17 protein-coding genes are annotated in these 11788 nt (G+C 30.7%); 16 read left to right on the top strand and 1 reads right to left on the bottom strand.

Features of this window, described 5'->3' with window-relative positions; genetic code table 11:
• Window positions 1-134 precede the first annotated feature (134 nt).
• The 16 genes from ACJJVT_RS07160 to ACJJVT_RS07085 all read left to right on the top strand — a co-directional run bounded on the left by ACJJVT_RS07160 (window position 135) and on the right by ACJJVT_RS07085 (window position 11029).
• A complete protein-coding gene (locus tag ACJJVT_RS07160; protein ID WP_405397528.1) occupies window positions 135-647 on the top strand; it encodes an SMI1/KNR4 family protein in 513 nt (170 codons plus the stop codon).
• A 124-nt stretch (window positions 648-771) separates the two neighbouring features.
• Window positions 772-1302 (top strand): hypothetical protein, encoded by a 531-nt coding sequence (locus ACJJVT_RS07155; RefSeq protein WP_405397526.1) that lies wholly within the window; start codon window positions 772-774, stop codon window positions 1300-1302.
• Window positions 1303-1507: 205 nt separating this feature from the next.
• On the top strand, window positions 1508-2107 hold the full coding sequence (locus ACJJVT_RS07150; RefSeq protein ID WP_405397525.1) for a YARHG domain-containing protein: 600 nt from the start codon (window positions 1508-1510) through the stop codon (window positions 2105-2107).
• Window positions 2108-2496: 389 nt separating this feature from the next.
• A complete protein-coding gene (locus ACJJVT_RS07145; RefSeq protein ID WP_405397524.1) occupies window positions 2497-3039 on the top strand; it encodes a hypothetical protein in 543 nt (180 codons plus the stop codon).
• Between the two features lie 142 nt (window positions 3040-3181).
• On the top strand, window positions 3182-4600 hold the full coding sequence (locus ACJJVT_RS07140) for a carbon starvation protein A (RefSeq protein WP_405397522.1): 1419 nt from the start codon (window positions 3182-3184) through the stop codon (window positions 4598-4600).
• A 14-nt stretch (window positions 4601-4614) separates the two neighbouring features.
• The gene (locus ACJJVT_RS07135) at window positions 4615-4752 is read left to right on the top strand and encodes a hypothetical protein (protein WP_405397521.1); all 138 of its coding nucleotides are present in this window, start codon (window positions 4615-4617) and stop codon (window positions 4750-4752) included.
• Between the two features lie 87 nt (window positions 4753-4839).
• Entirely contained in the window at window positions 4840-5319 is a 480-nt protein-coding gene (locus tag ACJJVT_RS07130; RefSeq protein ID WP_405397520.1) for a hypothetical protein, read from the top strand.
• A gap of 233 nt (window positions 5320-5552) precedes the next feature.
• Window positions 5553-6215, top strand: a complete 663-nt coding sequence (locus ACJJVT_RS07125; protein WP_405397519.1) for a hypothetical protein — start codon at window positions 5553-5555, stop codon at window positions 6213-6215.
• A gap of 104 nt (window positions 6216-6319) precedes the next feature.
• Window positions 6320-6904: a hypothetical protein gene (locus ACJJVT_RS07120; protein WP_405397518.1), complete on the top strand. Its 585-nt coding sequence runs from the start codon at window positions 6320-6322 to the stop codon at window positions 6902-6904.
• 37 nt (window positions 6905-6941) lie between these two features.
• Window positions 6942-7424, top strand: a complete 483-nt coding sequence (locus tag ACJJVT_RS07115) for a hypothetical protein (RefSeq protein WP_405397516.1) — start codon at window positions 6942-6944, stop codon at window positions 7422-7424.
• Window positions 7425-7486: 62 nt separating this feature from the next.
• Window positions 7487-8020: a hypothetical protein gene (locus ACJJVT_RS07110; RefSeq protein ID WP_405397515.1), complete on the top strand. Its 534-nt coding sequence runs from the start codon at window positions 7487-7489 to the stop codon at window positions 8018-8020.
• Between the two features lie 39 nt (window positions 8021-8059).
• Window positions 8060-8725 (top strand): hypothetical protein, encoded by a 666-nt coding sequence (locus tag ACJJVT_RS07105; protein ID WP_405397514.1) that lies wholly within the window; start codon window positions 8060-8062, stop codon window positions 8723-8725.
• An 80-nt stretch (window positions 8726-8805) separates the two neighbouring features.
• Window positions 8806-9348, top strand: coding sequence for a hypothetical protein (locus ACJJVT_RS07100; protein ID WP_405397512.1), 543 nt, complete (start codon window positions 8806-8808; stop codon window positions 9346-9348).
• 56 nt (window positions 9349-9404) lie between these two features.
• Window positions 9405-9800 carry a hypothetical protein gene (locus tag ACJJVT_RS07095; protein ID WP_405397510.1) on the top strand — a complete coding sequence of 132 codons (396 nt, stop codon included), beginning with the start codon at window positions 9405-9407 and terminating at the stop codon, window positions 9798-9800.
• A 49-nt stretch (window positions 9801-9849) separates the two neighbouring features.
• Window positions 9850-10434: a hypothetical protein gene (locus ACJJVT_RS07090; protein WP_405397508.1), complete on the top strand. Its 585-nt coding sequence runs from the start codon at window positions 9850-9852 to the stop codon at window positions 10432-10434.
• A gap of 109 nt (window positions 10435-10543) precedes the next feature.
• Window positions 10544-11029: a hypothetical protein gene (locus ACJJVT_RS07085; RefSeq protein WP_405397507.1), complete on the top strand. Its 486-nt coding sequence runs from the start codon at window positions 10544-10546 to the stop codon at window positions 11027-11029.
• 101 nt (window positions 11030-11130) lie between these two features.
• Here the strand turns inward: ACJJVT_RS07085 and can are convergent, their stop codons facing one another.
• Window positions 11131-11772, bottom strand: coding sequence for a carbonate dehydratase (gene can / locus ACJJVT_RS07080; RefSeq protein WP_405397506.1), 642 nt, complete (start codon window positions 11770-11772; stop codon window positions 11131-11133).
• Between the last annotated feature and the right edge of the window lie 16 nt (window positions 11773-11788).

Here is an 11788-nt window from a genome sequence, read left to right as displayed (position 1 = left end):
GAAATGTATTTTTAGGTTACTTTGATGAACATGTATTTAGAAAAAAAGAACAATCAGTGAGGTTAGAAACTAATTTAGTGTAAACTCTAATCTATAACTTTTGTAAACCATGTATATTAACGAACATTTGAGAAATGAACAGATTATTAAAGAAAATATCAGAGAAAGCAATCGAATTAGCTGATTTTGAGTTTACTCAAGACCAGACTGAAAACGAATGGTTAGGAACTAAACCGGCATCTGAAAGTGAAATAAAGCTGATCGAAAAAAGACTCGGAATTGAGTTCCCTACTGACTTTAAAAAGTTCTTATCAATTACAAACGGATTTTCAGCACCAAACGATATCGAACCGACCTTTGAGCCGATTAATAAAATTGACTTTTTGAGAAATATTGACAGTTTTATAATTGAATCTTATAGTATTGACGGAATTGAAAATATCGGAAAACAACTTGAGAAAAGTATTTTAGTTGGTGGAATAAATCAAGAGCAATACTTTCTTCTAATTCCACCGAATGCAACAAATGAAAAATGGAAATACTGGAAGTTTGCAAATTGGTGTCCAGGAGAAGAAGAGTTTGATGATTTAGATAGTTATTTTAAAAGCACTTTAGAATTTATAAATGAGCAAATTGGATCGGAATAAAAATTAAGCTTAAGATGTATTTAAAATAGTGATTTAGGTGTTTAAACAAATATGAGTTTTATAAATTTAAAGTCAGTATTAGTCCGAAAAATAGCACCTTACAATATTTTAAAAAACAGATAGAATGACCACAACCGACCTGTTCAGAGTAATAATTAAAATCTTTGGAATATACTGTTTTACAACTCTTATATATGGATTACAGCCAAGAATGACGGTTAATTTTGGATTTGATTTTTTTGAATTTATAATTAGTATAATTTACTTGGTTGTTATGGGATTAATTGTTTTCTTTTTTCTGTTCAAAACGGACAGGTTAATTAAACTCTTTAGACTTAGTAAAGGGTTTGATTCCCAAATAATTGATATAAAAAATCTAAACGAGGTTGGACTTTTTAAATTTGGAATAATAATAATTGGACTTTTAATGATTGTTGACAATATTGCTCCCTTTTTAAACTACTGTTTTTTAGAGTTTAAAAAGCAAGTTTGGACAAACAAAATGGACGAAAGTTCAGGGATAAACTTGGGCTTATTTATTGACTATAATCGGTGGTTTACCTATGGACTTAATATTTTTATTGGAATTATATTTTTAATCGCTAACAATAGAATTTCAAAATTATTAATGAAAAAGGGGAAAAATGTTGGTTGAAAAACTAAACGTAATGTGGTCTTTAGAGTAAATCCAAAAAACAAGTACATTTTAATATCTTACTATACTTACCGTTACAATACACTAAAAAATGCTGCAATTTAAAACAAGGTTTGTTATAATATTTTCACTCTTTAGCACATTGTCTTTTTCTCAGACTAGAGATACGATAACATTTGCTTATATGAGTGTTCAAAATTATGAAATGAATCTATCAGAAATCAAAAAAATAATTAACCCTAAAATGATGGATTATGAAGGTAGTTATCATTTCGGTGAGTCTGAGGGTGAATCTAATTTAGAAATAATCTTTAGTAACGGTAAATTGTATGCAAGAACTGAATATGTCGATTGGGAAAATAATACATGGGTTGGAAAATCTGATAGACGCTCTGTTGAGTATTCCAATTATAAAATTGTAATAGAAAAAACTGAATATGAATTATCATCTTCTGATAATGAAAAAGGATTAGTATCTCATTACTATGAAAGTGTAGAACAAAACATACAACACGATATTCAATTTAATCCGAATACTAATATAGAGAGACCCGAGGGCAAATATCCTGAAGCTAGTTTTGTAAAACTGACCTCAAAAGAACTATCTGAATTATCAATAAGCGAATTAAAAATAATGCGAAACGAAATATTTGCTAGAAAAGGATACATTTTTAAAGCTGGTGGAAAAATGAATAACTACTTCTCAAAAAAAGAGTGGTATAAGCCTATAAGGAAAGATGTTATCGAATTTAGTGATATTGAAAAGCATAATATTGAGCTAATCTTGAAATTAGAGAAATCATAAATGTATGGTAACAGAGTGTATAAAATATAACTAACCTCTTCTAAGCCGAAAGTTAATGGCAATTAATTGTGATCGCCAGAAGTGTTTTTTGGCAAAGTTAAAAGCAGAAATTTATCAAATAACTAGAATTCAAAATTGAAAACCTTCCTAAAGTCAATCTTAATTATACTTCTATTTGGGCTCTTAACCGTAATAACTCAAATTGGCGGAATTGTTTATGTATTAAGTGTATTGATTTCTAGAAATTGGAAGAAAAAACTGAGATTTAAAACCACTTTAATATTCATTGGCTTATATCTATTCTCAACGTTTTTAATAGTTCCTTTTGTAGGCCAATCTTTGGGCGAGAGAAAGTGAAGCACGCTATAAATATAAGTGCAACAAACTACATGACGGTTTTATTAAATAGAAATTATGTAAAACCTGAGCTGAATAAATTATTGCTGAATACAGCTAAAAATTTAGAAGGAACAAAAATTGAAATTCATTATTTAGATGCAAGTTTTCCTTTCATAAATAAATTTCCTTTACTGCCACACTTAAGCCATAATGACGGTAAGAAAATAGACATAAGTCTAATTTACGAGTCTAAAGGAATCATTAGGAAAGGACAAAAATCTGTCAGTGGTTATGGTGTCTTTGAAGGTTCTAATTCAAATGAATTTGACCAAATTAGTAAATGCATAGACAACGGTTATTTTCAGTACGACTTTCCTAAATATTTGACCTTAGGGAGTATCAATGATGATTTCGTCTTCTCTGAAAAAGGAACAAGAAAACTGATTACTAATATCTTAAATAATCAAAACTTAGGAAAGCTATTCATTGAGCCACATTTGAAAAGCAGAATGAATTTAAAAGATAAGAGAATAAGGTATCATGGGTGCAAAGCAGTAAGACACGATGACCATATTCATGTACAATTAAAATAAGCGGTAATACACAACAAACCTTAGCGTAATTATTACTTTAGTGCGATAATTATTTATAGTATAAAATTGATTTTATTTAGGAATATGAATATGTCTGAATCGAATATTTAACACATTGAAAACCATCAACTAAAGCACCCTCATGATTACATTTATTACCTCCATGGTCTTATTGGTATTGGGCTATCTTATCTACGGTAGATTTATAGATAAAACGTTTCAACCTAATGAGAATAAAGAAACTCCCGCACATACTATGGAAGACGGAGTTGACTTTGTACCCATGAACAGTAATAAAAATGCATTTATTCAAATTCTGAATATTGCAGGTGTAGGTCCTATTTTTGGTCCCATATTGGGCGCTTTATATGGTCCGATAGCATTTATTTGGATTGTAGTAGGGTCCATCTTCGCAGGTGCTGTACATGATTACCTCACCGGTATGATTTCTTTACGGTTTGGCGGAGCGCATTTACCGGCTTTAGCATCACGATTTTTAGGAAAATCATTTAGTCACGTTGTAAATTTCTTTGCCCTATTACTATTAATCTTGGTAGGTACTGTTTTTGTCACAGCACCTGCAAATATGATAAACGATGTCATTGGTGCAGAAACCAGTTACCTGACCGTAGTACTTTTTGCAATATTCTTCTATTACATTATAGCTACTTTGTTACCAATAGATAAAATCATTGGTAAAATTTACCCTGTATTGGGTATGCTACTTATACTTAGTGCCATTGGTATTTGTATAGGTATGTTCGTTATAGGAAATCCTATTCCTGAGCTTACATTTCAAAATATGCACCCAAATGGTGTTCCGTATTATCCGGTAATTTTCTTGACTATTTCATGTGGGGCGTTATCAGGCTTTCATGCAACGCAATCGCCCATCATTTCCCGTACCATCAATAATGAAAGAGATGGCAGAAAAGTGTTTTATGGAATGATGATACTTGAAGCTGCCATTGCCATGATATGGGCAGCGGCATCCATGAGTATTTTAGATGGAGACAGCTTAAATGAACTTTTACAAAATGGAGGCCCAACAGCAGTAGTGAATAAAATCGCCATAGCCTCATTAGGAGCTATTGGTGGTACTATTGCCGTGTTAGGTGTTATTGTGCTACCTATTACATCGGGAGACACTTCATTTAGAGCCGCACGTATGATTATTGCCGATGACTTGAACATCGACCAGAAAGTATTGAAGAATCGGTTTATGGTGGCTATTCCGCTTTTTATAGTTTCGTTTATTTTGACCAAAATGGATTTTCAATTATTGTGGCGGTATTTTTCATGGGCAAATCAAGTAACTGCAGCTATTGCCTTATGGATTGGGGCAGTGTATTTATACCAAAAGAGAACACATTATCTCATCGCCTTGGTGCCTGCATTTTTTATAACATCAGTAGTTGGTTCTTATATTTTTTACGACCCAACCGTCGGTCTGGGTTTAGATCTTATAATATCTAACTGGATTGGTATCGTAATTTCTACATTTTTGACGGTGTTGTTTTATATGAAAATGAGAGATAAGAATACTATGAAAGTGTATTAGCAGATCCTACTCAAATGCCCGAAGAAATGGATTTTGAAGCGTTGCTATATTTAGCAGATGAGGCTTATAACAAAAAGTTAAAGACCGAGGGTGAGTTTACAGAGACAAAATTATCTTTTGAAACATATAGCAATGTTGAAAAATGGAAATGATAAGAATACAAACTCCGCTAACTACAGTGTGCATGATTATCAAATTCTAATCAATTGAAATTATTGTTACACGTAAATTTATAACTAATGAATGATAAAGTATTTAAATATAAAAGTAAGTTCTCGTACTGGGTATTCTTACCGGCAATTCTTTTTTTAGGGTTATTTTTTTACGCGTACCTCTATAAGGCCAATATCACCTATAAAGGAAGACATTTACTAGAATACCCCAATAGTTACTACGTAACCGGTATAATCTCTATCTTATCTCTTGCTTATGCAGTTTATAAATTAATAAAGCACAGAAATTCAATTCAAAATAAGAACGATATCACCATTAGTCAGCATACGCTGTCTTTTCCTCATAAAAATGCTGTTGCTAAAATTGAACTTAAAAAGGTAGATGAGTTATATTTTAATGATGATTCAGATGATGATGAAGTGTCTGTAATTCTCTATATAAATGACAGAAAAGATAGGTATGAGTTTTTTCTTGATTTTTTCGAATCCGTCGAAAAGTTTACTGAATTTAAAACCCACCTAGAAAAGATGTACGAACAGAAATAAGTTCAGTCTAAAACGGTAAACGTAAGTGTAAAAGCTTTTTAAATCTTATTCAAAATAACAGTTTGGTTGAGCAAGTAATTAAAGCTTCTGTGTGTGTTAAGTAAGTCTGTCAAAATATGCTATTCCATCTTAATTTGATAAAAAATCTAGTAAAGTACTCAGGTGCAAGCGAAAGAATTTCTTATTGTTGTACTTCGTTTAATTAAGCCTTTTAAAATTTAAAAATTATAAAAATGAGATTTCTATTTCTATTCATTGTACTACTATTTGGCGAAATGTCTTTTGCACAAGAAACAAGCAAAATAAAACTCACCGATTATATAAGAGAAATTCAAATCTGGGAGAAAGAGGAGAACCATATGACGCTATCATTCTGGATTCCTAAAAGTTATTGGAAAATAGCGCTCGAAGACAGTCCGCAAGTTCCTAAGGAAACTGTTGATCAATTGATTACAACATTCGAAAATTACATATTTGTCTGTGGCTTAGATTTAGAAATAAATTTAGATGCTACAATGTCTTTTACTGATGAAGCTACTTTACGAAATTCAATGTCGATAGAAGATACCGATGGAAATATATATCTACCGTTAACAAATGAACAGATATCAGTTGATGCTCTGCAAATGGCAGAAGCAATGAAGCCAATGTTTACTCAGATGCTAGGTCAAATGGGAGCGGGAATGCATTTTTATTTTTTTGAAATAAAAGATGATAACAATAATAATATTATAGATGAATATCAAGAAGGTAATTTTACTATAAAACATTCAAGTAAAGAATTTGAATATACCCTACCATTAGTGGCACTTTTGCCTAGTAAAAAATGTCCGGTAGATAATGCAGAAATGAAAGGGAATTGGAAATACTGCCCTTTTCATGGTAAGTCGCTCTAAAATCGTGTAAAGACAGATTTAAGTTTTAGTAAGTAATAATTCACTTTTAAGCGTTATTTAAGGATTATTAAAAAATGTAAAAGGATTAAATAAAGTTTGAATACATGAATAATCATCCCCGAAAATTTACCCAAGTTTTAAATGATACAATCGATTATTTTCTGCTTGGCGATATCAAGCTATTAAGAGATTACAAGAATAAAAAAGGACTTTCTAATGACTTAGCAACTGAATATACTACCAACGAGAGCGGAGATGAAATTGTATCAGAAGGGGTGTTGATACCTATGTCTAAAATAACCAACCAACCATATACTGTAATATTCAATGTATTAGAAGGTGTTTCTGAGTTTGAGAATGTAGAAAATAATCTAATCTATAAAAAAGAAGGGTATATACTTAAAGTTGAAAATAACAAGGTAATTCTATTTACGTGGTGGATATTAAATGACTTTAACGATGAAAAAGTTGAAGAACTTTTTGAAAATCCTGAAAAGTGGAATAAGCCATTTGTTGAAGTTGAAAATGGATGGTATGACGTTGAGGTTTTAGGCGGATTTACAAAACAAAAATCTGGAGAAGATTATGATTTTGAGCCGACATTAGAATTTAAGCTCACTTTGAAAGAGAAAAAAGGTGATTTCAGGGGTGCTGTAAATGAATCATTTGAATTAGCAGATAATAAATAAGACACAATACTAACTGCTTAAAGATATTTTAGAACTATTGCAAAAAATTAAAAACATACTAGTAATTATTGCGATAGCTATTGTTGTAATTCCGCTATGTATTCTTGCAATTCCCGTGATACTGATTAGTATTCCAATACATTATTTTCAACGTAAAAACTTTGAGAAAAAGTACGGTGAACTTTTGACCGAAAATAATGGCAAGAATTTCTTCTGCTACAATAACAGAAAGAACTCAAAGCAATACCTTGAGGAAAGTATTCTGCCTAATCTGTCAGAGGACATTGATATCGTTTATTTAGAGGGAAAAAAAGTTGAATCAGTATATGATTCTGGGTTTATATCAGAAGCCCTATACGGACTAAAACAATATAATAAGTTTCCTCATTTAATGAAAATTCGCAATGGAAAATTAAAAGATACGTCAATAAACAATCCGTTTTATGCAGTGTTGAATATGAACAAATCGAAAGTTGAGTTACTTAAAAAAATCAATCTTTTTTTTGATATTAATGATTAAAAATAGTTTGTGATATTTTAGAAATACAAAAACATTTAGAACAATTAAATAGCTACCTATAAATGGCAACAAAAGAGGAGTTTTATAATAGATTAACAGCGCTGAATGAAGATTTTAGTGGGTTCTTTTCTGATAAAAAACCGGCAACTAAAGAAATGGTATTAGATTATGCACAACAAAAAGACATCAAATTCAATAGTGATTTTATTGATTTTTTGACCACTTATGGTGCAATGATAGTAGAGGTCAAAGAAAATATTTGGAAAAGACCAAAACCACTAGAAACAATGCCAATGTGGGAATTTGGATATGGTTTTTTTGTTTACGGACTTTCGATAGATGAGAATTTCCCTGAATGGTTGTCTTATGAAGATAAATATGCAGAAACGGAGTTCAATGGCGACTTATCGATAGGGCAAATGTTTTTTAAACGAAGTGGTAATTTATACAGAGCTTATATTAACGATAATACCATTACGGTAGAGACAGATAAAGAAGGCACTGATAGAGAAGAATTTAAAGGTAATCTTTATGATTTTTTAATTGCTGAAGTTGATAATCTAGAAATGGATTATAGGGAATATTTGAAAAAATAGTAATATAACGGAGTTTAATATTTCACCTAAAATACAAGTATGAGTTATAGAGGATTAAAATGGTTGAAATTTAATTTTGTAATGCACCCAAAGGAGCTTAAAGAGGTATTTAATAATTTAAATTACTTTATAGCTATAACTAATAGAAGGATTAGCGAAGATTATCAAATACGAGATAAGGCTTCAATCTTTACCGATTACAAAGCATATTATGAAAAAATAATTTCAGGAGAGGAATGGTCAAAAGAAGATTGGAAATTGGATATCTACACTCAAATAACTGACAATCCTGAACTGGTAAATTATGAAGTTTTTGAGATAGAGGAAGAAAATGAAATTAAGAGGTATAAAAGAGCTATACAGCTTGAGCCAGTGATAAATGTAGCCCCTTTTAATTTGACCGTACAAAATGAAAAATTAAGTGTTGCATTTCATGATTCAACAAGAAACTCGAGCTTGGGTATTCAATTTAGTTATCCTAAAGAAATTCTCTATTTAAAAACGAATGAAGTGATGTTGACAGAACAGCTTTCTACTTTTCAATTGTACTCCGAATTAATCAAGCAAATTAAGAAAAAGTGTAAAAAAGCAAAAGCTATGAAAGAAGGGAAGGTGTTAAGACCTAATTTTTGGATAAGTGAATTAGCAATTGCAGAAGTTAATAGTAATGTCAATTTGAAGAGCAATGATATAATTTTAGTTTAACTGATGGTGTAAATACTTTCAGAATGGTTGTTTAACTAGACTAAAAAAGATATTTTTTGCTACCAGCTAAACATATAAATATGAATAAAACTATTATAGAATTTTTCAAAGAGATACTTACAATTATAGTCGGTATTTTGATTGCACTTTATATCAATAATTGGAATGAAGATCGAAAAGATGCAAAGTATATAGATCAGATATTTATATCAATGGATAAGGAGTTGAGAGAAACCAATAACGATATAGATGAAAAATTAGTTAGGCAAAGAACTTTAATCGATTCTCTAGAATTTTATATGAAAGATGATGAGTTATCGTTAAGCAAGGTAATTGAGAAATCAGAAGGTATTTTTGTTCCTTTAATTAAACTTAATTCTTGGAAAGCTATTTCTAATTCTAAAATTGAATTGATAGAGTATGATAAAATATCTGTATTGTCAGATATTGAGGAACAAAAAGAACTTTTGAAAATGAAAGCGGATAAACTTATAGATTTTATTTACGTGAATTATAAAGAGACCGGAGAAATTAAAAAGGAGTTTCTAAAAGTATACATGTTAGAGATTATAAGCACTGAAATAGATATTCAAAAAGATATTCGAAAAATAATTAAAGAGTAATGATAAAATAAGCATACTGTCTGTAACAATTGGATTTAAGATTTAAAAAATATAAATTGATTAAAATACTTAGAAAGCTATTCTGGTTATTACTTTATTTACTGTTCAACACGGCATTATTTTTCATTGAAGTACGTATTTTATTTGATACCAACGACTCAAGTAGTAGTGGTGTTTCTGGATTTGATTCGATTGATGCTCTATTAGTAGGTTTTAATGCTTTTTTTGATGTTTTGCAAAGCGTAGCACTATTGTTCTTTTTTTATGCATCTATAGCCTCGGCTATTTTTGCTTTACTACTATTTATTCCGGTGCAGATATATTTTATAAATCGGAAATTTAAAAACCATAGAAGAAAGTTTTTGTACAGTTTATTGGCTTCTTTTGCTTTAGTAATATTGTTGAAATTGCCAAAGTATATTTTTATGTTTATAGAAATGACTTATTCGTAAAACTACTTCAGATTTTTTTTTAGTTTAACTTGTTAGCTAATATTAAAAGATGAAATATAAATTATTATTAATCTTCACAATTTTCTTCTCAAAAGCTTCTGTTTCGCAAGTCGAGGATACTATACATGGGCAAGTAATTTCTTCCGTCACTAAATTTGCGCCAGAAGGAGGAATTTCTATTATTGAAAAAGGAACAATTAAGGGAACGATGGCAGATAGTACTGGGATTTTTAAACTAGTCCCAATTAAGAAAAGTGAAAAATATGATTTAGAAATTTCAGTGGGTTTTTATGGTACACTCAATTATGAATACTTATCTGAATGGACTAAAAGGAGAAAACCTAAATCTATAATTGTTTCAGCAACTTGTAACCTAGATAGCGTTATGCAAGATTGGAGAAAAACAGAAATAAAACTTTATATTATTGGTAGTATAGCTCCTGTTGCAAATTCGAAATCTGATAATAGATTTGAAAAAAAATACAAATTAAAATATTTTGATTTTGGATGTGAGCCAGCGGAAGTTTATGAATGTATAGAAAAATATAATAGACGTGCATTTATGTTTTTGGATTTGAAATATCAAGGTAAATGGAGAAAAAAAGTGCGTAAAGACGTAATTGGTTTGAACTAATATTTTTAATAAATATCTTCTAAGTAGAAAATGGTTCTGATTGATTTGTCGTTACGGAATAAGCCGTTTCAAACCACGTATGGTTTATCTTTAATTAAATAATTTAAAAATGGACATCACTCAAGACTGGAATAAGATAAGAACACATTTCAATAAGAGTTTCAATTCAAATTTTCATATTTCCGTTGCCTCAGTAGACGAAGAGAATAACCCGACTGTTACACCAATTGGTTCTTTGTTTTTAAATGATAATCAAACCGGATTTTATTTTGAAAAGTTTCCGAAGAAATTACCGCTACACGCGCAAATGAATAGAAACGTTTGTCTTCTTGGTGTAAACAGTAGTCGGTTCTTTTGGCTTGGAGCATTGTTCAAAGAAAAGTTTTCTGACTATCCGGCTTTAAAATTATATGGTGAGCTTGGTGAAAGAAGATTAGCGACTGCACAAGAAACAAAACGACTGAACCGAAGAATGCGAATGACCAAAGGCTTAAAAGGAAACACCTATCTATGGGGTAAGATGGAATATGTACGTGATATCAACTTCACTAAAGCAGAGAAAATAAATTTGGGTAAAATGACAGCAGGTTTATAAAATATAGTGAGAGTTTTACAACGGTAATTTTCAAATATTAAATGTGCCCCTTAGCTGTAATTAAAGAGCACAAAAAATAAATAATACTACTGGTGTTTTTCTTAAATAACCCCAAGTTTATAGAACTCTTCTAATTGAGAATTACAACTAAAATTAACCTCTAAATCTTTTATAATTCCTGTACCCACACCATATACCCAACCATGTAAAAATAATTCTTGTCCTCTTTCCCATGCGTTTTGTACAATAGAAGTTTTAGCAAGATTGTAAACCTGTTCCATAGCATTGAATTCAACAAAACGGTCAAAAAGCACCTCTTCATTTGTTATATCGCCGAGCTCTTTTTGATGTTGCCTGTAGACATCTCTAATATGTCTGATCCAGTTATCTGCTAATCCGTAAGATTTACTTCCCATGGCAGCTTTTACACCACCACACCCGTAATGACCACACACAATAATGTGTTTAATTTTAAGCACATTTACCGCGTAGTCTAAAACACTAAGCATGTTCATGTCTGAGTGTACCACCATGTTGGCTATGTTTCTATGTACAAAAACCTCACCAGGTTTACCTCCAATTATTTCGTTGGCTGGTACGCGACTATCAGAACAACCAATCCATAACAAAGGTGGTTGCTGACCTTTCTCTAATTTCTTAAAAAAATCTGGGTCATCATCCAATTTAGATTCGACCCATTTTTTATTATTTTCAATTAAGCTTTTATAAAAATCTAATTTCATATTCTTTTCTTTATAC

Source organism: Maribacter sp. Asnod2-G09 (genome assembly GCF_045063795.1).
Taxonomy (GTDB): Bacteria; Bacteroidota; Bacteroidia; order Flavobacteriales; family Flavobacteriaceae; genus Maribacter.
Note: the sequence above shows the minus strand (reverse complement) of the source record. Positions and strands in the feature narration are given on the sequence as shown.